Here is a 22,737-nt window from a genome sequence, read left to right as displayed (position 1 = left end):
TCCGTGAACGGAGTATGAACAATGGCGTCTGGCCTTGATTGGCCAAGGCTGGAACCGGACACCCCATCTGGTGTTATGGTGGCAGCCAGACGACAATATCTTGTGTCGCGTCGCTGCTGGATGCATTCTCCCCCACCGGGGGATCGGAAGGGGATTAGGGCGGTGTTCGATACGGTTCAGCTCGAAGGTCATCACCAGGTTCAGATCGACCGCAGCCGCGACGCGCGGCTGACGGATTTCGGCAAGGCAACGCTGGATGACCGCTACCTGCTGCCGGGCGAGAGCTACCAGGACCTGTTTGCCCGGGTCGCGTCGGCCTATGGCGACGACGCGGCGCATGCCCAGCGCATCTACGACTACATCTCGAAGCTCTGGTTCATGCCGGCGACCCCGGTGCTGTCCAATGGCGGCACGACGCGCGGCCTGCCCATCTCCTGCTTCCTGAACGAGGCGGATGACAGCCTGGACGGCATCGTCGGCCTCTGGAACGAGAATGTCTGGCTGGCCGCCAAGGGCGGCGGCATCGGCAGCTACTGGGGCAACCTGCGCGGCATCGGCGAGAAGGTCGGGCGCAACGGCAAGACCTCGGGCGTCGTCCCCTTCATCCGCGTCATGGATAGCTTGACGCTCGCCATCTCCCAGGGCTCGCTCCGCCGCGGCTCGGCCGCCGTCTACCTCCCCGTCAGCCACCCGGAGGTGGAGGAGTTCATCGAGATCCGCCGGCCTACCGGCGGCGACCCGAACCGCAAGGCGCTCAACCTCCACCACGGCCTGCTCATCTCCGACGCCTTCATGCGCGCCGTCGAGAATGACGAGGAGTGGCCGCTGACCAGCCCGAAGGACGGCGCGATCATGCGGAAGATCTCCGCCCGCGCCCTCTGGATCCGCATCCTCACGGCCCGGATCGAGACCGGCGAGCCCTACCTCGTCTTCTCCGACCATGTGAACAAGGCGATGCCGGCGCACCACAAGCTGGCCGGGCTCGAGGTCAAGACCTCCAACCTCTGCTCCGAGATCACCCTGCCCACGGGCCGCGACCAGCATGGCAAGGATCGCACCGCCGTCTGCTGCCTCTCCTCCCTCAACCTCGAGACCTGGTTCGAGTGGAAGGACGACCCGCGCTTCATCCCGGATGTGATGCGCTTCCTTGACAACGTGCTGCAGAATTTCATCGACACCGCGCCGGACAGCATGGCGAAGGCCAAGTACAGCGCGATGCGCGAGCGCTCCGTCGGCCTCGGCGTGATGGGCTTCCACAGCTTCCTCCAGGCGCAGAACGTGCCCTTCGAGAGCGTGGTGGCGAAGGTGTGGAACAAGCGGATGTTCAAGCACATCCGCGAGGGGGCCGATGCCGCCAGCCGCCAGCTCGCCGAGGAGCGCGGGCCCTGCCCGGATGCCGCCGAGTACGGCTTCATGGAGCGCTTCTCGAACAAGATGGCGATCGCGCCCACGGCCTCGATCTCCATTATCTGCGGCGGTGCCTCCCCGGGCATCGAGCCGGTAGCGGCCAATGTCTACAACCACAAGACGCTCTCGGGCAGCTACATCGTCCGCAACCCCTACTTGAAGAAGGTGCTGGCGAAGCATGGCCGCGACGACGACGAGACCTGGACCAGCATCACCGTCCGCAAGGGCAGCGTGCAGCATCTCGACTTCCTGACCGAGCAGGAGCGCGCCACCTTCAAGACCGCCTTCGAGCTCGACCAGCGCTGGGTGGTGGAGCATGCCGCCGACCGCTCGCCCTTCATCTGCCAGAGCCAGTCGGTGAACCTGTTCCTGCCTGCCAACATCCACAAGCGGGACCTGCACCAGATCCACATGATGGCCTGGAAGCGCGGGGTGAAGTCGCTGTATTACTGCCGCAGCCTCTCCATCCAGCGGGCCGACACGATCAGCGAGAAGATCGTCGGCCAGGGGGACATCATGGCAGCCCATGTGCCGACCGCGGCCGATGCCGCGCTGCCGCTAGTCGCCCGCGGGGCGCAGAGCTCGACGACGGATTACGAGGAGTGCCTGGCCTGCCAATAGGGCAGGCCGGCACCACATCCACCCCACCACAGTCCTGAATGGCGGTGACCATGGCCGACGGCAATTTCTCCCCCGACGAGCACCCCGTGCGCTTCGACCTGCTGACCTCCAACCCGGTCTACAAGCCCTTCCGCTACCCCTGGGCCTATGACGCCTGGCTGACGCAGCAGCGCGTCCACTGGCTGCCGGAAGAGGTGCCGCTCGCCGACGACGTGAAGGACTGGCAGCGCAACCTCACCACCGGCGAGCGCAACCTGCTCACCCAGATCTTCCGCTTCTTCACCCAGGCGGATGTCGAGGTGAACAACTGTTACATGAAGCACTACAGCCAGGTCTTCAAGCCGACCGAAGTGCTGATGATGCTCTCCGCCTTCTCGAACATCGAGACCATCCACATTGCCGCCTACAGCCACCTGCTGGACACGGTCGGCATGCCGGAGCTCGAGTACAGCGCCTTCCTCAAGTACAAGGAGATGAAGGACAAGTTCGACTACATGCAGGGCTTTACGGTCGACAACAAGACCGAGATCGCCAAGACGCTGGCCGCCTTCGGCGCCTTCACCGAAGGGCTGCAGCTCTTCGCCTCCTTCGCCATCCTGATGAACTTCCCGCGCTTCGGGAAGATGAAGGGCATGGGCCAGATCGTCTCCTGGTCGGTGCGGGACGAGACGCTGCACTGCCTCTCCGTCATCCGCCTCTTCCGCACCTTCGTGCAGGAGAACCCGGAGATCTGGACCGAGGAGTTCCGGCGCGACCTCTACCTCATCTGCGCCACCATCGTGGACCATGAGGACGCCTTCATCGACCTCGCCTTCGAGCTCGGCGGCGTCGAGGGGCTGAATGCGGCGGACACCAAGACCTATATCCGCTTCATCGCCGACCGCCGCCTGCAGCAGCTCGGCCTGCAGCCGCTCTACCACATCGAGAAGAACCCGCTGCCCTGGCTCGACGAGATGCTGAACGCGGTGGAGCACACCAATTTCTTCGAGAACCGCGCGACCGAGTATTCCAAGGCCAGCACCTCTGGCACCTGGGAGGAGGCCTTCAGCGACAGCACCTTCGGCTCGCCGCAGCCGACGGGCGAGATCGCCACGCACTAGTGTCCTGATCTCGACGTCCTTCGGACGTCGCCCTTGGCTCACCGGCCCTTGTCTTCAGTGGCTTGCTTGTTCCTTCCGTCCGTAAACAAAGCCCACGGACGGCGGGGGCAGGACAGCAGGTCGGATTTCGTTCGACCTGGCCGACGGAACCCGGTCCGGCCTGGCATTCGGTCGAGCGGATAACCTCTTATCCGGTGAGCCCAGCTGATCGGGGCTTGCTCCGGTCCTGCCTAGGCCCGGCTGTTCCCGCCCTGGGCCCCCGCGGGCCAACCAGCCCCCTGGCGGGGCGGCCGGGCGAGGGCTATGGAGGCGGCATGCTGCGCGCCATCCGCCTCATCGTCCTCGGCCTGGTCCTGCTGCTCGGCGGCGCCTGGGCCTATGCCTGGGTCAGCCGCGCGCCGGAGCAGAGCGTGGGCGAGGCCTTCATCGCCCTGCTCGGCGGCGCCTCGGGCGGGGGCGAGTCCGGCCCGGTCTCCTCCGGCGGGGTCCAACTGCCCGCCGGCCTCGCCCTCGGCGGCCCCTTCAGCCTGACCAACCAGGAGGGCAAGCCGGTCACCGAGCGCGATTTCGCCGGCGGCTGGATGCTGGTCTATTTCGGCTACAGCTTCTGCCCCGATGTCTGCCCGACCGAGCTCGGCACCATGGCGGCGGCGCTCGACCAGCTCGGCCCGGCCGGGGCCAAGGTCGTGCCGGTGCTCATCACCGTCGACCCGCAGCGCGATACGCCGGAACACCTGGCCGACTATGTCAGCCGCTTCCACCCCCGCCTGCAGGGCCTGACCGGCACGCCGGAGCAGGTGGCAGAGGCAGCACGCCGCTACCGCGTCTACTTCGCCCGCGTCCAGCGGCCGGATATGACCGACTACCTGATGGACCATTCGAGCTTCATCTATCTGGTCGGGCCGGATGCGAAGGTCCGCAGCCTGTTCCGCCCGGAGCAGAGCCCGGAGGCCATCGCCGCAGCCATCGCCGCGCAGATCAGCCGCCCCACCGGATGAGCCACAGCACGATTCCCGAACCTTGAAAAACTTGTTAACCTGAAGTTCGCGGCCGGCTCGCCGGCCGCAAACGGAGACGACTGATGGCGGATGACGATCAGGATCAGGACAGCGCAAGGGAGGCAGGCCGGGGCGCGGCGCCGCGGCACAGCCGGCGGCTGTCCGACAAGATCCTGATCGCCTTCCACCACGCCTGCGACCAGGGCGACTACGAGGTGGCGGAACAGCTGCTGCGCATCCTCGAGATGATGCTGACGCGCCGCCCCGTCTCGCCCGACACCAACCGCCGCCGCAACATGGAAAGCCTGGTCGCGGCGCATGAGCGGCTCTGGCACCTGCGCCACCCGGACACGAACCTCGGCTGATGTCCCGATCGGGACGTTCGTGGGTCCACTTAACCGCTTCGCGGACAACCAGGCCACCGACGACCAAGGGCTGGTGGCCAGGGGGCGACATCCGCAGGATTTCGAGATCAGGACACAGGAGCGACTCCCGCTCGCCCCGGCTCTAGAGCAAACTTCGATCAGGTGGCATCACCTGATCGAAGGCATTTGCTCGATCAAACAATAAGCCAGAGCGGGTTCCGTGAGCCTAAGCGAACGGAAACCGCTCTAGGAGGCCGCTCCAAGCTGTTGGTCGACCGAGCGAATTACGCCGTTCGGATGAGGCCACCCGATCGGGGTTCGCCCCAGGGCCGATTACCGCAGGCTGCCATCCGGAGACGCCGTTCAGGCGCCCTCGACAACATCGAGGGCAGCGGCATCCCGCAGCACCGCCTCCGCCGCTGGGCTGAAACCCTCGCTCGGCCCGTGCAGCACGAGCCCCGGGGCGACCCGCGCCGGCCCGCGCCCCTCTCGCCGCGCCTGCAGCAGCACCCGCCGGGCGGCGACGCCCATGCGCGGCCAGAAGGGCACCAGCAGCGTCCCCGCGCAGCGCGCCCCTGCCAGCGCCGCCATTCCGGCATCCAGCCGCGCCGCCGGCAGGATCAGGCTGAGCGTCCCCCGTCGTGCGAGCGGTGCCGCGAGGAACCGTGCCCAGTCGGCGAGGCTCGCCGCCTCCGCTCCCGCCGCATGGGTCATCGCCCCGCGTCCCGGCTCCGGCGGCGCCGTGCCGCCCGGCCAAAAGGGCGGGTTGGCGAAGGCGTGGTCGCAGGGCGGCAGCCGCCGGGCCAGCGCCCGATCCCTGACATCCCCCTCGATCACCTCCGCCGCGAGTCCCGCCGCCGCCGCATTCTCCCGCGCCAGCGCCGCCAGCCCCGCATCCCGCTCGAGGGCGACGATCCGGAGCCCCGGTACCCGCGCGGCAAGGCATAGGAAGGCCGCCCCGCTGCCGCACCCGGCCTCCAGCACCGCCTGGCCCGGCCGCGCCGGGATGCCGGCCGCGAGCAGCACGGCATCGAGCCCGGCCCGCAGCCCCCGCCTCGGCTGGCGTAGCCTGACTCGCCCGCCGAGCAGCAGGTCCTCCGTGCAGTCCTCGCTCACCCCGGTTCCTCGCCCGCCTCCTGCAGCACGCGTCGCGCCCGCTCCCAATCCTCCTCGGCGACGGCGAGCCGCCGCGGGAAGGCGCCGATCCCGCCCTCCAGCGCGCTGATATGCTGGTCGAGCAGCACGCAGCCGATGCCCGCATCGCGCAGCAGGGCCATGAGGAAACTCAGGCGAACCGGATCCACGCCTTGGGCAATCAGCCGCATGCTGCCGTCAAATCCTTGTTTTCCCTGCGCTTGCCGCCATCTGCCGGCATGGCTATGGTGCCGGCCGCCGCGGCGGCCCCGCCACGGCCTTTGTATTGGCGGGCTAAACGGGCCGTCCAGGCGATTCCGCCGAGATGCCTTGCCCGCCCCGAGCCAGGGTCAAGCGAAGTGGCAGCGGTTGCGCGTGCTGTGCCGGACAATTCCTCTGTGACGATGCCGGCAAGCGATGCGGCGACGCAAGGCGGCGAGGATGCGCTGACTGCGCTCACCACGCTGGTCCAGTCCGACCTCGAAGCCTGCAACCGGCTGATCGTGCAGCGCATGCACAGCCCGGTCGCGCTGATCCCGCAGCTCGCCGCGCATATCGTCGCCGCCGGCGGCAAGCGCCTGCGCCCGCTGCTCACTCTCGCCGCCGCGCAGCTCTGCGGCTATCACGGGGAGCGGCACGTGGCGCTCGCCGCCTGCGTCGAGTTCATCCACACCGCGACCCTGCTGCATGACGACGTGGTGGACGAGAGCTCGCTCCGCCGCGGCCAGGCCAGCGCCAATGCGCTGTTCGGCAACAAGCCGAGCGTCCTCGTCGGCGACTTCCTCTTCGCCCGCGCCTTCCAGCTCATGGTGACGGATGGCAGCCTGAAGGTGCTGGCCATCCTCTCCGAGGCCGCCGCCACCATCGCCGAGGGCGAAGTACTGCAGCTCGTCACCCAGAATGACACTACGACCACCGAGGCGCAGTACCTCGAAGTGGTCGAGGGCAAGACCGCCGCCCTCTTCGCCGCCGCGACGCGCATCGGCGCCGTCGTCGCCGACCGGCCGGAGGCGGAGGAAGCCGCCCTCGAGGCTTATGGCCGCAACCTCGGCATCGCCTTCCAGCTGGTCGACGACGCGCTCGACTATGCCGCCGAGCAGGAGCGCCTCGGCAAGACGGTTGGCGACGATTTCCGCGAGGGCAAGATCACCCTCCCCGTGCTGCTCGCCTTCGAGCGCGGCGATGCGGCGGAGCGCGAGTTCTGGCGCCGCACGCTCGAGGAGAAGGAGCAGGGGCCGGACGACCTCGGCCGCGCCCAGGCGCTGATCGAGCGCCATGGCGGGTTGCGCGACACCGTCGCCCGCGCCCAGGCCTATGGCGATGCGGCGCTCGCCGCGCTCGGGACCTTCGCCGACGGCCCGGTCCGCCGCGCGCTGGCCGGCATCGTCGCCTTCTGCATCGCCCGCGCCCGCTGAGCGGCCGGCAGGCGCTCGGGGCCCTCTCCCTCGGCGACAGCCCGGGGCTTCGCTGACGCCGCAGTCCTCGCCACGTCGCGCAGGACGATGTTGCGCAGCCCGTTCATCATCGCCGTCAGCGCCTGGCCGTTGGCGGTGGTGAGCGTCGTGCAGTCGCCGCCCGCACGGATCCTCTCGGCCAGCGCCTCGTAGTCGAGCCGCCCGGGCACGACATGGCAGGTCAGCATGCCGGCCAGCGCCGCCGGTCGGCGCGAGGACGGTAAAGGGGCCGGGGCTCGTCAGCGTCGCCGCCAGCCCGGCCGCCTGCACGGCGCTGACGAGGGTGGTGTGGTCCTTCGGGTTCACCGCATTGCCGACGGCGTCCCGCGCCGGGCGCATCGGCGCGCCGCCGACCTCGACGCGGGCTGGGCTGGCCATGGTCCCGCCCATCGGCTGCATGCCATCGGCACGGCCGCGAGCAGGGCGAAGCCGAGAAGGCGGCCGCGAGATGGAAAGCGGATGCTGTCACGGCGCTCCGATCCTTTGCGGCGGGGACATCGGCCCGCCGGTCCGCAGCCCGGGCTGAATATCCCTGGCTGCCGGCGTTACGGCTCGCGCAGCGCCGCGGACGCACCCTGTGCCGCTTTGCAACCTCCGGCCCGGCTCAGCCCGGCCGCAGCAGGATCACGCCCGCCCCGGCGAGGCAGAGCAGCGCCCCGGCGAGGTCCCGCCCATCCGGCGCCACGCCCTCCACCGCCCACATCCAGCCGAGCGAGGCGGCGATGTAGACCCCGCCATAGGCGGCGAAGGCCCGCCCCGCCGCCGCCGCCTCCACCAGCGTCAGCAGCCAGGCGAAGAGGGCGAGCGAGCCCATCCCAACCGCCAGCCACCAGGGCGAGGCGCCGAGCCGCAGCACGGACCAGACGGCGAAGCAGCCGCCGATCTCGGCCAGCGCCGCGGCAGGGTAGGCGAGGGGGGCGATCATGCCTCCCTCATACCGAAGCTTCGGGCCTGGAGCGAAATCCGGGGCCCCCGCAGCACCGCGGAGAAGGGTCACAGCGCGAAGCGCGTGCCCACCAGCACGCTGCGCCCCGGCGTGACGAAGCCGTTCGCCGGCTCCCACCGGCTGTTGCCGAGGTTGCGCGCCTCGAGGAACACCGCCGCCTGCGGCAGGGCCTGCCAGGAGGCGGTGAGGTTCACCACCGTCCCCGCCGGGTTGCTGCGCGCATAGGCGAAGCTGTTGCCCTGGTTGTCGTAGGAGGCGAAGGCCGCCTCCGGGCTGCGGCCGGTGAAGAGCACCGTCGGCGCGATCACCACCTTCGGCAGCGGCGCGACGCGCGCGGTGATGCTGACGACGTGCTCGGGCCGCCTCGGCAGCCGCTGGTCGGTGGTGGCGTCGAAGGCCTCGGTGATGGTCCAGGCCGCGGTCGCCTCCGCCCAGCGTACCGGCCGTAGGGTCAGCCCAAGCTCCGCCCCATGGATGCGCGCGCGGTCGACATTCTCCAGCGTGTCGAAGCCGCCATTGAAGTTGATGAGGTCCCTGACCCGGCTCTGAAAATAGGTGAAGCCCGCCGTGGCGAAGTCGCGCCGCCCGAAGCCCGGGATGTCCGTCTCCGTCCCGACCTCCCAGCCCAGCGACCGCTCCGGCCTGAGGTCCGGATTGCCGCGGAAGAAGCCGGTGATGACGCCGAAGCGCTGGTAGAGCGAGGGCGCCGCATAGCCCGTCCCCGCCGAGACCCGCACCCGCGAGGCGACCTCCGGCACCTGCAGCACCGCGCCGACCCGCCATGTGGTGGCATCGGTGAAGCCGGTGGTCGCATCCCGCCGCAGCCCCGCCGTCAGGTCGAGCCGGCCGAAGGCGCGGTACTGCAGCGTCGCATAGCCGCCGGTGCTGTGCTGGCTGGCATCCACCAGCGTCTGGAAGCCTTGCCCCCCGCTGCGGCTCGTCGCCTCCTCGCCCGTGTGGGTGAGGCCGAAGCCCAGCACCCCCTCGTCGAGGAAGCCGAGGACCGGCAGCCGCACCGTATTGCCCCAGTCGAGCGTGGTCCGCGTGCCACGGTAGAAGTCCCGCGAGCTGGCGCTGCTGAGCTGGTCCGGCAGATTGGAATAGACCCGCCGGTCCTCGGTCGCCGCGATGCGCAGCCCCGTGGTCCAGGCGCCGTCGAAGAGCCGGGTCTCACCCCGGAGCTGGCCGTAATAGCGCCGGTCCTCGCCCGAGTAGTTCGGGTCGTCGCGCGGCACGTTGTCGAGGCCGAAATTGGTCTGCCGCCAGCGCAGCAGCGCCTCCACCCGGCTGCCCTCCGCCGGCGTCCAGCCCAGCCGCGCCGTGCCGAAGCCGCCGCGGAACCCGTCCCGCTCGCCGAGCGAGGACTGGAAGCGCGGCGCGGTCGCATTCGACCCCTCGGTCGAGATCGACTGGCCGGAGAACAGGTAGTCGAAGGCCCCGACCGTGCCCGTGGCGCCGAGCCCGCCGCGCAGCGTCCGCTGCGTGCCGCCCGCCAGCTCGCCATAGGGCAGGAGCGCGCGGTGCGCCGGCGCCCGCCGCGTCACCAAGTTGATGACGCCGCCGATCGCCGAGGAGCCGTAGAGCGCCGAGCTCGGCCCCCGCAGCACCTCGATCCGCTCGATGTCGAAGAGCAGCTCGTTGCCGAAATTGAAGGCGCCACTGGCCTCGGCCGGGTCGTTCAGCGGCACGCCGTCCAGCAGCACCAGCACGGCGCGGCCGGAATTGCCGCGGAGGAAGGCCGTGGTCTGCGCGCCCAGTCCGCCGAGCGGCGCCAGCCGGACGCCAGGGACCGAGACCAGCGCCTCGGCGAGCGATTGGTAGCCCCGTTCCTCGATGTCCTGGCGGGTGATGACGGTGACGGCGGCCGGCACCCGCTCGGCCGGGGTCGGCACGCGGGTGCCGGTAACGATGGTGTCGGGAATGGCTTGCTGGGCTTGGGCGTGGGTGGCGAGGACGGCCAGGCCGCTCGCCAGGAACAGGGACAGGCGTCGCATCGGATCCTCCGATTGCGCGTGACGACAGGGCCTCGGCCCGGCGAGCCGGGTCGGGGCGACGGACGTCGTACCCGCAATCGGAGAGGCCCCGCGGGACCCCATGCTTCCGGTGCGCCGGTGCACCTCGCCCGGCACGCGCGAGACAACTCTGCGCCGGCCGGTCTCCTGGCTTGCGGTGGGGAGCCGAAGCCCCTTGGCCTCCCCGCCTTCTCACATCCCGGGGGATGCAATGGCATCTGGAAAGACCTCACCGCCCACAGTTGCGAGGGCAGCCGCGGACCAGCGGGGTCGCCCCGCCTGCCGCATTCCCGTTTCAGCCCTTGCGGGCCACCGGCGCATGCGCGGACCCTAGCAGGCTTGCCGCCCGGCGGGGAGTGGGGTCAGAAGATCCAGCCGAGCGCCTGCACGCCGAGCCAGCAGACGACGACCAGCACCGCGGTGGCGAAGGCGCAGCCGGCGACGGTCAGCCCCACGCCCCAGGCCATCACCCGGTTGTCGTGCTCGACGAGGCCGAGCGCCATGACGATGTTGCCGAAGGCCGGCGGCCCGTTGGTCCCCGGCCCCGGCAGGATCAGCATCAGCGCCACATAGGCGGTGAGCCAGCCGAAGATGCGGTCCCCGACCGGCGAGGTGAAGAAGCCCGGCCGCGGCCGCACATAGGTCTCGATCCGCTTCATCCATGTGGAGCCGCCGCCGGCCAGCCGCAGCAGGTCCGTCCGCTTCACGCTCTGCCGGGCGAGGAAGGCCGGCAGCTTCGGCGTCCGCCGCCCGAGCCCCATCTGGATGCCGAGCAGCAGCACCGGCAGGCCGAAGACCGAGGCCATGCCCGGCAGCAGCGAGGGCAACAGCAGCAGCAGGATCAGCAGGCCGAAGGCCCGGTCCCCGAAGGCCTCGGACATCTCGCCGAGAGTGATGCGCTCGTCCGGGAAGCGCGCCGCCACCTCCGCCACGATGCGGGAGATGGGGGCGCCGGCCCCATGGGCGCAACTCTCACTGGTCGGCAGGCCGACCGGCGGCGCCTCGAGGTGTCCATCCATGTGCGGTCAGCGGTCCCTTCGATCCCAGACGTCATCCGAAGCCCAGCCTGCCACCCCATTCATCAAGGGTGTGTCGCGGCTGCCGCATCCTAGGGAAAGAAACTGCATCATGCACCGGGATTTTCGCGCTGGGCTGGACACCGTGGCGTTTCCGGATCGGTTACGTCCCCCCTCTAAGTCCCGGTGAAGGCCGGCTTCCGCTTCTCCATGAAGGCCCGCCGGCCCTCGCGGTAGTCCTGGCTGTCGAAGCAGGCGGCCATCGCGGCCCCCAGCGCCGCCATGTCCCGCTCCGCCCGGTCGGCCAGCACCGCCTTCACCGTCTGCTTGTTGGTGCCGAGGGAGAGCGGCGCATTGGCCGCCATGGTCGCGGCGAGCTTCGCCACCGTCTCCTCCAGCGCCGCCACCGGCACCACCTTGTTGACCAAGCCCATCCGCTCCGCCTCGCGGGCGTCGAAGCGCTCGCCGGTCATCAGGATCATGTGGGCATGGGCGGGACCTACCAGGTCGACCAGGGCGCGCACCATGTCGAAGCCATAGGCGATGCCGAGCTTCGCCGCCGGGATGCCGAACTGGCTGTCCTCCGAGGCGATGCGGATGTCGGTCGACATGGCGATCCCCAAGCCCCCGCCCATGCAGAAGCCCCTGATCTGCGCGATCACCGGCTTGCGGTAGGCGGCGAGCTTCGCCCGCCCCGTGCTGGTCAGCTTCTCGTACTCGGCCTGGGCATCGGCATTGGCCCGGTTCTTCTCGAACTGGCTGATATCCGCCCCCGAGACGAAGGCCTTGTCCCCCGCGCCCTGAAGGACGACGCAGCGCACGGCATCGTCCCCGGCGAAGCGTTCCAGCGCCTCCGCCATGCCGGTCCACATGTCGACCGACATGGCGTTGCGCTTCTCCGGCTGGTTGAACACCACCCGGCCGACGCCCCCCTCGCTGCTGGCGAGGATCTTCCCCGCGGCGAACTCCATCCGGCTCATCCGAGCGCCCCCTTGGCCCTAAGCTCCTCGATCTCGGCCTCGGAGAGCCCGGCCTCGGCCAGGATCTCCGCCCCATGCTCGCCCAAGGCCGGCACGTCGCGGTAGACGCCCGTCTCCAGCCCCTCGATGTTCAGCGGATTGGCGACGACGCTGATGTCGCCCCGGCCGCGGTGATGCATCGGCATCGCCATCTCCAAGTGCTGCACCTGCGGGTCGGCGAAGACCTCCCGGATGTCGTTGACCGGGCCGCAGGGGATGCCCGCCTCCTCCAGCCGCGCGATCCACCACTCGCTCGGCTGCGTCCGCGTGACCTCGGCGATGGTCGCGTTCACCCGCGCCCGGTCCTTGCTGCGCCCCGCCGCCGTCTGCCACTCGGGCTCGGCGAGCCAATCCTCATGCCCCGCCGCCTTGCAGAAATTGGCCCAGAGCTTGGGCGAGGAGGCAGCGATGTTGATCGGCTTGTCCGCGGTCGGGAAGACGCCCATCGGGATGTTGACGGGATGGTCGTTGCCCGCCTGGCCGGCCACCTCGCCATCCATCAGGTAGCGGCTGGCCTGGAAGTCCAGCATGAAGACCTGCGCCTCGAGCAGCGAGGTATGGACGTAGCCGCCGCGCCCGGTCTTCTCCCGGTCGAACAGCTTCAGCATGATGCCGAAGGCCAGCAGGTTGCCCGCCGTCAGGTCGTTGATGGGGATGCCGACGCGCATCGGCCCGCGCCCCGGCTCGCCGGTGATGCTCATCAGCCCGCCCATGCCCTGGGCGATCTGGTCGACGCCGCCGCGGGTGCTGTAGGGCCCGGTCTGCCCGAAGCCGGAGATCGAGGCATAGACCAGCCGCGGGTTGAGCGGCGCCAGGTCCTCATAGGCGATCCTGAGGCGGTGCTTCACCTGCATCCGCATGTTCTCGACGACCACATCGGCCGTCGCCGCCAGCTTGAGGAAGGCCGCATGCCCCGCCGGGTTCTTCAGGTCGAGGGCGATGCCGCGCTTGTTGCGGTGGAGGTTCACGCTGTCGAATCCGTCCCGCGCGCCGGCCAGGGTATCGGCCGTGGTCGGCGGCTCGACGCGGATGACATCCGCGCCCCAGTCGGCCAGGTGCCGCACGCAGGTCGGCCCGGCCCGCGCCAGCGTCAGGTCCAGCACGCGGATGCCGGCCAGCGGCAGCCGGGTCTCGGCCATCAGCGTCGGGTCGATCGGGCTTTCGGGCATCGGCGCATCCTCCCGGATTTGGGGGAGACTAGGCCGGCGGCAGCGGAAGGGCCAGGGCAGGGGAGGGCGGCCGCGCCTGCCGCGCCTGCCCCTCCGGGCAGAGGTCGAGCAGCACGCAGCGCCCGCAGGCCGGCCCGCGGAAGAAGCAGCAGCGCTGCCCGTGCCGCATCAGCATCTGGTGGTTGTCGTAGAACTGCTGCGCGCCCCACTCCGCCGGCAGCTGCGCCGCCAGCACCGCATGCGCCGGCCCGACCGGCAGCGAGGCCGGGATCAGCCCGAGCCGCGCCGCGACGCGGTGGTGGTGGCTGTCCACCGGCAGCGCCCGCCGCCGGAGGTTGCTGAAGGAGAGCACCGCCGCCGCCGTCTTCGGCCCGACGCCGGGCAGCGCCGCCAGCCAGGCCGCCGCCTCCTCGTCCTTCATGCTGGCGAGATGCGAGAGGTCGAGCCCGCCGCACCGCTCGGTCAGGGCGCGCAGGGTCTTCTGCAGGGCGGGCGCCTTGGCCTCCGGCCAGGTGACGCCGGCGATGGCGGCCTCGACCTCGGCGACCGGCGCATCCCGCACCCCCTCCCATTCGGGGAAGGCGCGGCGCAGGCTCTCATAAGCCCGCGCGCTGTCGCGGTTCTTGGTCCGGTGCGACAGCAGGGAGGAAACCAGCTCCGAGACCGGGTCGAGCGCGTGGAAGTAGTTCACCGGGCAGCCATATTCGGCGCAGAGCAGCCGATGCGCCTCCAGCGCCAGGGCACGCTTCGCGGGATCGGGCAGGAGGGACCGGGCCATGCGTGCAGAACGGCGCCGGGCCCCGCCGGATGCCTATTCCGGCTGGAAATTCGCGGCCCGCAGCAGCGCCGTGTTCCGCTGGAGGTCCGCCTCGATATAGGCCGCGAATTCCGCCGGGCTCTCCCGCACCGGCTCGAAGCCGAGCTCGGCCAGGCGCTGCGCCACCGCCGGCTCCGCCATGCCCTCGCGCAGCGCCGCGGCCAGCCGCCCGACGATCTCCGCCGGCAGGCCGCGCGGCCCCCAGACGCCGTACCAGGAGAAGAATTCCAGCCCCGGCATCCCCGCCTCCGCCGCGGTCGGGATCTCCGGCGCGACCGGGCTCCGCGCCCTGCGGGTGATGGCCAGCGCCCGCGCCTGCCCGCCGCGGGCCAGCGGCAGGGCGGCGAGGATCGGGTCCAGCATCAGCTGCACGTTGCCCGCCGCGATGTCGGCGAGCGCCGGCGCCGAGCCGCGATAGGGCACCATCGGGATGTCGAGCCCCGCCAGCCGGTTGAACTCGATGGAGGCGAGGTGCCCCGCCGCCCCGAGCGCCGAGACGCCGAAGCTCCACCCGCCCGGCGCCCGCCGCGCCGCCTCCACCACCGCCGCGATATCCGCCTCCCGCCGTCCGGGATTGGTCACCAGCAGCAGCGGCCCCTGCCCAGTGCGGGCGATGGGGGTGAAATCCGCGACGGGGTCGTAGGGCACGGCTCTCAGCACCTGCCGCGCCATGACATGGACCGAGGCCGTGAGCAGGATCGTATGCCCATCCGGCGCCGCCCCCGCGACGGCGGCCCCGCCCACCGTCCCGCTGGCCCCCGCCCGGTTCTCCGGCACCACGGGGACGCCAAGCCGCTCCGAGAGCTTCTGCGCCGCCAGCCGCGACATCGCATCCGTCGCCCCGCCCGGCGTGTAGGGAATGACGGCGCGGATCGGCCGGTTCGGCCAGGGGGCTTGGGCCTGAGCCGGCGTCGCCGGCAGGGGCAGGGACAGCAGCGCGCGGCGTCGCATCGGCAGGAGACCCGTCATGGTGCGGCGCACACTATAGGTATGTCGTTCCGCCCCGCGCTATGCCTGCCGGATGGACCCCGTGGACCTCGCCCTCTGCCTCGCCATCGATGTCTCGGCCAGCATCGACTACGACGAATTCGGCCTGATGATCGGCGGCCTCGCCGCCGCCTTCCGCGAGCCGGACATCGCCGCCGCCTGCGCCGGGGGCCCGCGGCGCGCCATCGCCGTCTCGGCCCTCTTCTGGTCCGTCGGCCACGACCTGGCCGTGCCCTGGACCCGCACCGACGGCCCCGCCGCCGCATCCGCCCTGGCCGATGCCCTGGAGAACGCCCCCCGCCTCCCCGGCCCCGGCGCCACCGCGCTCGGCGAGGGCATGGCCGCCGGCCTCGCCCTCCTCGCCCGCTGCCCGGCGGAGGCCACCCGCCTCGCCCTCGACGTCTCCGGCGACGGCCGCAACAACCGCGGCCGCGCCCCCGGCCCGGTGCGCGACATCGGCGTCGCCGCCGGCGTCACCATCAACGGCCTCGCCGTGCTGAACGAGGAGCCGGACCTGTTGGAGCACTACGTGGCGGAGGTGATCGGCGGGCCGGGAAGCTTCGCCATGGCCTGCCCGGACTACGCCGCCTTCGCCGCGGCGATGCGGGAAAAGCTTCGGCGCGAGATCGGCGGCCTTCTGTTGTCGCGTGCGGATAGGCTATACCTCACCGTAGCTTGAAGGTGCTTGTTCATGTTGCTGCTGATCCCCGGCCCGGTGCAGACCCGTCCCGAGACCCGCGCCGCCATGGCCCAGGACATCGCCCCCTGGGACAACGACTTCCGTCCGATCTATGCCGAGATTCGCGAGCGCGTCCGCGCCATCGCCGGCGGCCAGGAGGGGGTGCATGCCACCCTGCCGCTGCAGGGCTGCGGTCATTTCATCATGGAAGCGGCGATCCGCACCTTCATCCCGGCCGGCGGCAAGGTCCTGATCCCGCATAACGGCGCCTATGCCGACCGCGCCGTGCGCCTCGCCAGCGAATGCGGCCGGCAGGTCGTGGCGCTCCCCGGCCCCGACACCCGCTCCGTCACCGCCGAGGAGCTGGATGCGGCGCTGGCCGCCGATCCCGCCATCTCCCATGTCGCCGTGGTCCACCACGAGACCGGCAGCGGCATGGTGAACGACCCGGAGGCGATCGGCGCCGCGGTGCGCCGGCATGGCCGCCGGCTGATCCTCGACAGCGTCTCCGCCTTCGGCGCCCTGCCGGTCGACCTCTCCGCCCATCCGGAGATCGATGCCCTTCTCTTCACCTCCGGCAAGTGCCTCGAGGGCCTGCCCGGCATCGGCTTCGCAGTCGCGCGGGTCGACAGCGTGACGGCCGCCGCGGGCAATGCCGGCTCCTGGTCCTTCGACCTCTCGGATGTCTATGCCCATGCGCTCCGCGCCGGCTGGGGCAGCTTCCGCTTCACCCCGCCGGTCCAGGCGCTGGCCGCCTTCCGCACCGCGCTCGACCTCTACGACGCCGAGGGCGGCCAGCCCGCGCGCCTCGCCCGCTACCGCGAGAACTGCCGCATCCTCTATGACGGCATCCGCGCCCTCGGCCTGACCCCCTATCTGGAGCCGCGGCATCAGGGCCCGGTGATCGTCACCACCCACCAGCCGCCCGACCCGCGCTTCGCCCTCCAGCCCTTCGTCGATGCGCTGAAGGCCCGCGGCGTGCTGATCAGCAATTTCCACAACACCCGTGTACCGACCTTCCGGATCGGCTGCATCGGCGCCATCACGCCGGAGGACATGCGCCGCGCCGTCGCCGCGATCGGCGGCGCGCTCGACGAGCTCGGGGTCCGCCAGCGCGAGGCGGCCTGAGCCCCTGTTCGAAACCTTGACGGTGAGCTTCCGCCATAGTTACACCTCTCGCCCGTGACGCGAAATCGGGCGGTCCGACACACGCATTTGGCGTGTTGCCGCGGCCCCCAAGGAGAGACGGCGATGGCGGTGGCGCTCTACGACATCAACGGCCCAGGCGTTTACATCGATGACGGCGGCGACGCCTTCTCGCCCTACCCGAACCAGGCGCGCTACTCGCTGAACGTGCTGCGCTCGACGGCCCTCGGCCTCGACCTCCTGAAGAAGATCCGCAACGCCTGCACCAACGGCAAGAGCGTCGTCATCGAGAACCCGCCCGCCGGCCCCTTCGGCCAGATGGCGGCCGCCATCCCCTCCCTCGATGTCAGCCCGGCCTTCCGCGCCCAGCTGACCCAGCCGGGCAACGGCAACCTGAACGACCCGGCCTATCCGCTGACCGTGCGCGGCCAGGCCGGGTGCAGCGCGATCGTCCGCTGGGCCTTCAACGACACCATCCCCGGCACGACGATGAGGCGCCCCGCCTTCATCGCCCTGGCGCATGAGCTGATCCACGCGCTTCACTTCCTGACCGCCGACTGCCCCCGGGCGCCGACGCGGCAGATGGACCTCAGCAAGGATTCCGGCCTCGCCGAGGAGGAGGCCCGGACCATCGGCCTCGGCCCCTATGCCGATCCCGGCCGGAGCGAGCCCTTCTGCGAGAACGCCTTCCGCCGCCTCTACAACGTCGCCCGGCGCGACTACTACACGGTCGGCGTGGATTTCGGCACCGTCCAGCGCAGCGCCTGATCGGGCGCCGCCTCAGGCCTTCTTGCGCTTCGCCTCGGCCCCGATGCGGTGCCCTGCCGCGGCGAGCGCCACCAGCCGCCCGGGCAGCGCCGCCCGGATCGCCGGCCGCCGCTCCTTCTCCTTCTTCCAGTGCTTCTTGTCCTTGCGGCTCATGCCGCAGCCGAGGCACCAGCCGGTGTCCTCATCGAATTTGCAGATGTCGATGCAAGGGCTTGCCATCCCGGCCATATAGCCCCCCACCATCCCGCTTGCAGGAGCGCGGCCGGGACGATAAGCGCGAAGCTCCAACCGGGAGGAACAGCGCGCATGGCCACCGACCTCGAGATCGCGCGTGCCGCGACCCTCCGCCCGATCGCCGAGATCGCCGCCCGCGCCCGCATCCCGGAGGAGGCGCTAGTTCCCTTCGGCCGTTACAAGGCGAAGGTCGACCTGCCCTTCCTGCGCGACCAAGCGGCCAAGCCGCCCGGCAAGCTGGTGCTCGTCACCGGCATCAGCCCGACGCCCGCCGGCGAGGGCAAGACGACGACCACCATCGGCCTCGGCGACGCGCTGAACGCGCTCGGCACCCGCACGATGATCTGCCTGCGCGAGCCCTCGCTCGGCCCCTGCTTCGGCGTGAAGGGGGGCGCTGCCGGCGGCGGCCATGCCCAGGTGGCGCCGATGGAGGAGATCAACCTCCACTTCACCGGCGACTTCCACGCCATCACCTCGGCCAACAACCTGCTGGCCGCGCTGATCGACAACCACATCTACTGGGGCAACGCGCTCAACATCGACGAGCGCCGCATCACCTGGCGCCGCGCGATGGACATGAACGACCGCGCGCTGCGCAGCATCGTCGGCTCGCTCGGCGGCGTCGCCAACGGCTATCCGCGCGAGGACGCCTTCGACATCACCGTCGCCTCGGAGGTGATGGCGATCTTCTGCCTCGCCACCTCGCTCGACGACCTGCAGGCCCGCCTCGGCCGCATCATCGTCGCCAGCACGCGGGACGGCCAGCCGGTGACGGCGCGCGACCTCAAGGCCGACGGCGCGATGGCCGCGCTGCTGCGCGACGCCTTCGCCCCCAACCTGGTGCAGACGCTCGCGGGCTCGCCCGCCCTCGTCCATGGCGGGCCCTTCGCCAACATCGCGCATGGCTGCAACAGCGTGGCGGCCACGAAGCTTGGGCTCTCGCTCGCCGATGTGGTGGTGACGGAGGCGGGCTTCGGCGCCGATCTCGGCGCCGAGAAATTCCTCGACATCAAATGCCCCGCCGCCGGCATCGCGCCCGCCGCCTCCGTCATCGTCGCCACGGTGCGCGCGCTGAAGATGCATGGCGGCGTGGCCAAGGCCGATCTCGGCCGCGAGGATGTGGCGGCACTGAAGCGCGGCGTCGTCAACCTCGCGCGCCATGTCGAGAACATGCAGAAATTCGGACTGGGCGTGGTTGTGGCCTTGAACGCATTCACAACCGACACGAGTGCCGAGGTCGCCGCCGTGCAGGAAGCGATGGCAGCACTCGGCACGGAGGCCGTGCTCTGCACGCATTGGGCCGATGGCGCGGCCGGCGCCGCCGACCTCGCCCGCGCCGTGCTGCGCCGGATCGAGGCCGGCGCATCGCGCTTCGCCCCGCTCTACCCGCCTGAATTGCCGCTCGAGTCGAAGCTGCGCCGCATCGCCTCGGAGATCTACCGCGCCGCCGATGTTCAAGTCCCAGCCAGCGTCGCCGCCAAACTGCGTCGCTTCGAGGAGATGGGCTTCGGCCATGTCCCGGTCTGCGTGGCGAAGACGCAGTACAGCTTCAGCGCCGACCCGTCGCTGATGGGCGCGCCGAGCGGCCATGTGCTGCCGGTGCGCGACGTGCGCCTCTCCGCCGGCGCCGGATTCGTCGTCGCGATCTGCGGCGAGATCATGACGATGCCGGGACTGCCGCGCCGTCCCGCAGCGGAATCCATCGGCCTCAATGCAGACGGTTCCATCGAAGGCCTGTTCTGATCGACAACCCACGCAAGCGTGCAGACGAAGGGGCGCGGGTACACGCAAGGGTGTCTCATCCCGTTCCCACCCCGGTCCAGGCTTCGGTTAGTGTCCGCCCCCATCGATGGGGCTGATGCCGCGCAGGGGATGACGGGACCGCATGCAGGAGGAGGATAGCGCGAACGGGGCGGAGGCTTTCGCGACTGCGATCGCCGCCGAGATTCCCCGCCTGCGCCGCTTCGCCCGCGTGCTCGCGCGCGGCGGCGACGCGGCGGACGACCTGGTGCAGGAGACGCTGGTGCGCGCCATCGCCGCCCGCGCGCAGTTCGAGCCGGGGACCAATCTCCGCGCCTGGCTCTTCACCATCCTGCGCCATGCGCGCGCGGCGAATCTCCGCCGCGCCTCGCGCAGCCCGATCATGGAAGCGGAGAGCCTGCCCGAATCCCCCGTCTCCGGCGGGCAGGAGGAGCGGCAGGCGATGCGCGACGTCGCCGCCGCCTTCCGCAGGCTTGCCCCCATCCACCGCGAGGCGCTCTGGCTGGTGGTGGTGGAGGGGCTCGACTATGCCGAGGCCGCACGGATCCTGAACGTACCGCCCGGCACGCTGCGCTCCCGCCTGTCCCGCGCCAGGGAGGCCTTGCGCGAAGGCATCGGCGGCGCCCCGTCCGACCTCGCCGCGGAGGATGGGGAGGGCTAGGGCAAACGGCCGTCAGGCGAACCGACCTGAGCGGGAGCGACCTGCTCGCCCAACAGCCGACCGGCGCGGCTTCTGTGTGCGCCGGCTCACCAAACCCGCTCTGGCCTGTTCCCTGGTCGAGCAAACACCTCCGGTCGGGTGATCGGAGCCCGCCCTAGCCCGTGCGCTTCCCGCGCAAGGCCTCGGTCAGCCGCGGCGGCACCGGCGCCTCCAGCACCCAGTCATGCGCCTGGCCAAGCCCCTGCCGCAGGAGGTCGTCGAGCTGTCCATCGTCCATCCGCGAGACCGGAGCAGGGCGGGGACGGGCCGTCGTCATCGCAGTCTGCATCTGGGGGCTAAGGTCTTTCGCCGCCGATGGTTCCACCTGCGGGCCATGGGCGGGGGGTGGCTTGCTCGGCATCGGGAAACCGCGGTTGAGACCCGGGCGGACCGCCGGGGAGGCCCCCAACCTATGAGCGAGATTGCGCTATCGCAAGCACCGAAATGTGAAGACCCGAGTGTCGCAGCTGGGCGTGACATCGAAGCGACATTGCCGGCCCGTCCCGCCGCCCGCAGACTGCGCCCATGCCCTCAGACCCCATTGGCCTGCTCCAGGCGGGCGCCGCGCGCCATGCCGCGGGCGACCTGGCCGGCGCCGAGCAACTCTACCGGCAGGTGCTGAAGCGCCGCCCGCAGGACGCCAATGCGCATAACCTGCTCGGCGTCCTGGCGCGGCAGCGGGGCGACGCCGCCGGCGCCCTCCGCCACACCGAGCGCGCCCTGGCGCAGCAGCCGGAGGAGCCGGTTTTCCTTGCCAACCGCGGCGCCGCCCTGGCCGAGGCCGGCCGCCTGACGGAGGCCGTCATCGCCCTCCGCGCCGCCCTCGCCCGCCGGCCGGAGGAGCCGGTGACGCTGCGCAATCTCGGCCAGGCCCTCTGCGCCCTCGGCGACCCGCAGGCCGCCCTCGCCCCGCTCGAGGCCGCCGCCCGGCTGCAGCCCGGCGCGCCGGAGCCGCTGCTCGCCCTGGCCCATGCCCGGCGCGAGGCCGGCGACGGCCCGGGCGCCGCCGCTGCGGCGAGCGCCGCCCTCGCCGCCGCCTCCCAGCCGGGGCTGGCCGAGCAGGCCCGCTTCCTGCTTGCCGCCCTCGGCGAGGGCGAGGCCCCAGCCCGCGCGCCGGCCGCCTATGTGCGCGAGCTCTTCGACCAGTTCGCCCCCCGCTTCGAGGCCGAGCTCACCGGCCGCCTCGGCTACCGCACCCCTGGCCTGCTCGCCGATCTGCTGATGGAGTCCGGCATCGCCCCCCGCCGCGCGCTGCGGGTGCTCGACCTCGGCTGTGGGACCGGCCTTTCGGGCGTCGCGCTCGCCCCCTTCGCCCGCCGGCTCGAGGGCCTCGATCTCTCCCCCCGCATGCTGGCCGAGGCCCGCCGCCGCCCGCTCTACGACGCGCTGCACGAGGCCGACCTGCTCGACTGGCTGCCGACGCGCCCGGCGGCCTTCGACCTCATCGCCGCCGCGGATGTGCTGAACTATCTCGGCGACCTTGGACCGGCGCTCGCCGCCATCGCCGCGGCGCTGGCGCCCGGCGGCCATGCCGCCTTCTCGGTGGAGGTGGGCGAGGGCGCACCCTTCGCCCTCGCCGCGGCCATGCGCTTTCGCCACGATCCGGCGCATGTCGCGGCCCTCGCCGCGGCGGCGGGCCTCGCCCCCGTCGCGCAGCGCGCCGCCACCCTCAGGATGGAGCGCGGCGCGCCGGTCGAGGGCGCGCTCTTCCTGCTCAGCCGATGATGCGCGCCTCGGCCAGGATCCGCCGCATCCGCTCGGTATCGACCGCCCCGGCCTCGACGGCGGCGATCGCCGTCGCCTCCGCCGCCCGCACGGCATCGAGCGCCGCCGCCACGGCCTCTGCCTGGTCGAGGGGGATGACGACCACGCCATCCGCATCGCCGACGACGATGTCGCCGCTCCGCACCGCGAGCCCGCCGCAGATGATGGGCGCCCCGATGACGCCCGGCCCGTTCGCCGCCGGCGAGGTCGGCACCACGCCGGCGGCGAAGACCGGCAGCCCCGTCGCCACGATCCCCGCCCGGTCCCGCGCCGCCCCCTCGGTGACGAAGGCCGCGACGCCCTTGTTCCGCATCATCCCGGCGACCAGGTCGCCGAGCGCCGCCGCGCCCAGATACCCGTCGGTGGAGACGACGATCACGTCGCCTGGCTGCGCCTCGCCCAGCGCCCCGTAGACGCCGACGATGTCGGCCGGATAGGCGAAGGCCGTCAGCGCCGGCCCGACGAAGGCTGCATTGGCCGCATCGAGCGGCTTCACCGCCCAATGCATCGCCCCGCGCCCTGCCATCGCATCCACCAGATGCGAGGTCTGCGCCCCGCGGAACCGCTCCAGCAGGGCAGGGGAGGGGCGCCGGTGCCCCCGGTGGATGGTCAGCAGCGGTGGATTGTCGAGCATGGACGG

General features: G+C 71.3%; 24 protein-coding genes and 1 riboswitch. Of the genes, 11 read left to right on the top strand and 13 right to left on the bottom strand.

Translation table 11 applies throughout. The features are described from left to right. Nucleotides 1-120 precede the first annotated feature (120 nt). The 4 genes from AC5JJ1_RS02615 (at nt 121) to AC5JJ1_RS02600 (ending at nt 4,491) form a co-directional block, all read left to right on the top strand. A complete protein-coding gene (locus AC5JJ1_RS02615) occupies nt 121-2,028 on the top strand; it encodes a ribonucleoside-diphosphate reductase subunit alpha (protein ID WP_495783561.1) in 1,908 nt (635 codons plus the stop codon). Between the two features lie 38 nt (nt 2,029-2,066). After that, nucleotides 2,067-3,128 (top strand): ribonucleotide-diphosphate reductase subunit beta, encoded by a 1,062-nt coding sequence (locus AC5JJ1_RS02610; RefSeq protein ID WP_495783560.1) that lies wholly within the window; start codon nt 2,067-2,069, stop codon nt 3,126-3,128. A gap of 314 nt (nt 3,129-3,442) precedes the next feature. After that, the gene (locus AC5JJ1_RS02605; protein WP_495783559.1) at nt 3,443-4,126 is read left to right on the top strand and encodes an SCO family protein; all 684 of its coding nucleotides are present in this window, start codon (nt 3,443-3,445) and stop codon (nt 4,124-4,126) included. Nucleotides 4,127-4,209: 83 nt separating this feature from the next. Continuing rightward, on the top strand, nt 4,210-4,491 hold the full coding sequence (locus tag AC5JJ1_RS02600; protein ID WP_495783558.1) for a hypothetical protein: 282 nt from the start codon (nt 4,210-4,212) through the stop codon (nt 4,489-4,491). 363 nt (nt 4,492-4,854) lie between these two features. On the opposite strand, the gene AC5JJ1_RS02595 is transcribed toward AC5JJ1_RS02600, so the two are convergent. Next, on the bottom strand, nt 4,855-5,607 hold the full coding sequence (locus AC5JJ1_RS02595) for a tRNA1(Val) (adenine(37)-N6)-methyltransferase (RefSeq protein ID WP_495783557.1): 753 nt from the start codon (nt 5,605-5,607) through the stop codon (nt 4,855-4,857). Next, nucleotides 5,604-5,816: a putative signal transducing protein gene (locus tag AC5JJ1_RS02590; protein ID WP_495783556.1), complete on the bottom strand. Its 213-nt coding sequence runs from the start codon at nt 5,814-5,816 to the stop codon at nt 5,604-5,606. The genes AC5JJ1_RS02595 and AC5JJ1_RS02590 overlap by 4 nt, the downstream gene beginning before the upstream one ends. Before the next feature lie 213 nt (nt 5,817-6,029). Here AC5JJ1_RS02590 and AC5JJ1_RS02585 point away from each other — a divergent pair, with 213 nt between their 5' ends. After that, a complete protein-coding gene (locus AC5JJ1_RS02585; RefSeq protein WP_495783555.1) occupies nt 6,030-7,040 on the top strand; it encodes a polyprenyl synthetase family protein in 1,011 nt (336 codons plus the stop codon). On the opposite strand, the gene AC5JJ1_RS02580 is transcribed toward AC5JJ1_RS02585, so the two are convergent. From AC5JJ1_RS02580 to AC5JJ1_RS02545, 8 genes are all read right to left on the bottom strand, one after another. Continuing rightward, nucleotides 6,938-7,267, bottom strand: coding sequence for a hypothetical protein (locus AC5JJ1_RS02580; protein WP_495783554.1), 330 nt, complete (start codon nt 7,265-7,267; stop codon nt 6,938-6,940). The genes AC5JJ1_RS02585 and AC5JJ1_RS02580 overlap by 103 nt on opposite strands. 416 nt (nt 7,268-7,683) lie before the next feature. Next, complete coding sequence (locus AC5JJ1_RS02575; RefSeq protein WP_495783553.1) at nt 7,684-8,004, bottom strand: YnfA family protein; 321 nt, start codon at nt 8,002-8,004, stop codon at nt 7,684-7,686. Between the two features lie 68 nt (nt 8,005-8,072). Then, on the bottom strand, nt 8,073-10,019 hold the full coding sequence (locus AC5JJ1_RS02570; RefSeq protein WP_495783552.1) for a TonB-dependent receptor plug domain-containing protein: 1,947 nt from the start codon (nt 10,017-10,019) through the stop codon (nt 8,073-8,075). Nucleotides 10,020-10,158: 139 nt separating this feature from the next. After that, nucleotides 10,159-10,369, bottom strand: a riboswitch (cobalamin riboswitch). Between the two features lie 30 nt (nt 10,370-10,399). Continuing rightward, on the bottom strand, nt 10,400-11,056 hold the full coding sequence (locus AC5JJ1_RS02565) for an exopolysaccharide biosynthesis protein (protein WP_495783551.1): 657 nt from the start codon (nt 11,054-11,056) through the stop codon (nt 10,400-10,402). Between the two features lie 173 nt (nt 11,057-11,229). Further along, nucleotides 11,230-12,033: an enoyl-CoA hydratase gene (locus AC5JJ1_RS02560; protein WP_495783550.1), complete on the bottom strand. Its 804-nt coding sequence runs from the start codon at nt 12,031-12,033 to the stop codon at nt 11,230-11,232. Beyond that, nucleotides 12,030-13,241 (bottom strand): CaiB/BaiF CoA transferase family protein, encoded by a 1,212-nt coding sequence (locus tag AC5JJ1_RS02555; protein WP_495783549.1) that lies wholly within the window; start codon nt 13,239-13,241, stop codon nt 12,030-12,032. Before AC5JJ1_RS02555 ends, AC5JJ1_RS02560 begins: the two co-directional genes overlap by 4 nt. 28 nt (nt 13,242-13,269) lie before the next feature. Further along, nucleotides 13,270-14,019 carry an endonuclease III domain-containing protein gene (locus AC5JJ1_RS02550; RefSeq protein ID WP_495783548.1) on the bottom strand — a complete coding sequence of 250 codons (750 nt, stop codon included), beginning with the start codon at nt 14,017-14,019 and terminating at the stop codon, nt 13,270-13,272. Between the two features lie 33 nt (nt 14,020-14,052). Then, the gene (locus AC5JJ1_RS02545) at nt 14,053-15,027 is read right to left on the bottom strand and encodes a Bug family tripartite tricarboxylate transporter substrate binding protein (protein WP_495783547.1); all 975 of its coding nucleotides are present in this window, start codon (nt 15,025-15,027) and stop codon (nt 14,053-14,055) included. A gap of 52 nt (nt 15,028-15,079) precedes the next feature. Between AC5JJ1_RS02545 and AC5JJ1_RS02540 the strand changes: the two genes are divergently transcribed. From AC5JJ1_RS02540 to AC5JJ1_RS02530, 3 genes are all read left to right on the top strand, one after another. Beyond that, the gene (locus AC5JJ1_RS02540; protein WP_495783546.1) at nt 15,080-15,724 is read left to right on the top strand and encodes a DUF1194 domain-containing protein; all 645 of its coding nucleotides are present in this window, start codon (nt 15,080-15,082) and stop codon (nt 15,722-15,724) included. Nucleotides 15,725-15,736: 12 nt separating this feature from the next. Beyond that, nucleotides 15,737-16,852 (top strand): 2-aminoethylphosphonate--pyruvate transaminase, encoded by a 1,116-nt coding sequence (locus AC5JJ1_RS02535; RefSeq protein WP_495783545.1) that lies wholly within the window; start codon nt 15,737-15,739, stop codon nt 16,850-16,852. Nucleotides 16,853-16,975: 123 nt separating this feature from the next. Further along, nucleotides 16,976-17,638: a M91 family zinc metallopeptidase gene (locus tag AC5JJ1_RS02530; protein ID WP_495783544.1), complete on the top strand. Its 663-nt coding sequence runs from the start codon at nt 16,976-16,978 to the stop codon at nt 17,636-17,638. A 12-nt stretch (nt 17,639-17,650) separates the two neighbouring features. Here AC5JJ1_RS02530 and AC5JJ1_RS02525 read toward each other — a convergent pair whose 3' ends face one another. Then, a complete protein-coding gene (locus AC5JJ1_RS02525; protein WP_495783543.1) occupies nt 17,651-17,857 on the bottom strand; it encodes a DUF1289 domain-containing protein in 207 nt (68 codons plus the stop codon). A gap of 87 nt (nt 17,858-17,944) precedes the next feature. Between AC5JJ1_RS02525 and AC5JJ1_RS02520 the strand changes: the two genes are divergently transcribed. Both AC5JJ1_RS02520 and AC5JJ1_RS02515 read left to right on the top strand, forming a co-directional pair. Then, nucleotides 17,945-19,615 (top strand): formate--tetrahydrofolate ligase, encoded by a 1,671-nt coding sequence (locus AC5JJ1_RS02520; RefSeq protein WP_495783542.1) that lies wholly within the window; start codon nt 17,945-17,947, stop codon nt 19,613-19,615. Nucleotides 19,616-19,757: 142 nt separating this feature from the next. Continuing rightward, entirely contained in the window at nt 19,758-20,294 is a 537-nt protein-coding gene (locus AC5JJ1_RS02515) for an RNA polymerase sigma factor (protein WP_495783541.1), read from the top strand. A 154-nt stretch (nt 20,295-20,448) separates the two neighbouring features. Here AC5JJ1_RS02515 and AC5JJ1_RS02510 read toward each other — a convergent pair whose 3' ends face one another. Beyond that, nucleotides 20,449-20,571, bottom strand: coding sequence for a hypothetical protein (locus AC5JJ1_RS02510; protein ID WP_495783540.1), 123 nt, complete (start codon nt 20,569-20,571; stop codon nt 20,449-20,451). Nucleotides 20,572-20,858: 287 nt separating this feature from the next. Here AC5JJ1_RS02510 and AC5JJ1_RS02505 point away from each other — a divergent pair, with 287 nt between their 5' ends. Further along, nucleotides 20,859-22,058 carry a class I SAM-dependent DNA methyltransferase gene (locus AC5JJ1_RS02505; RefSeq protein WP_495783539.1) on the top strand — a complete coding sequence of 400 codons (1,200 nt, stop codon included), beginning with the start codon at nt 20,859-20,861 and terminating at the stop codon, nt 22,056-22,058. Here the strand turns inward: AC5JJ1_RS02505 and AC5JJ1_RS02500 are convergent. Further along, nucleotides 22,048-22,731, bottom strand: a complete 684-nt coding sequence (locus tag AC5JJ1_RS02500) for an RraA family protein (RefSeq protein ID WP_495783538.1) — start codon at nt 22,729-22,731, stop codon at nt 22,048-22,050. The two genes, AC5JJ1_RS02505 and AC5JJ1_RS02500, sit on opposite strands and share 11 nt — an antisense overlap. Between the last annotated feature and the right edge of the window lie 6 nt (nt 22,732-22,737).

Source organism: Belnapia sp. (assembly GCF_059504005.1).
This window is presented reverse-complemented; position numbering and strand designations above follow the sequence as displayed.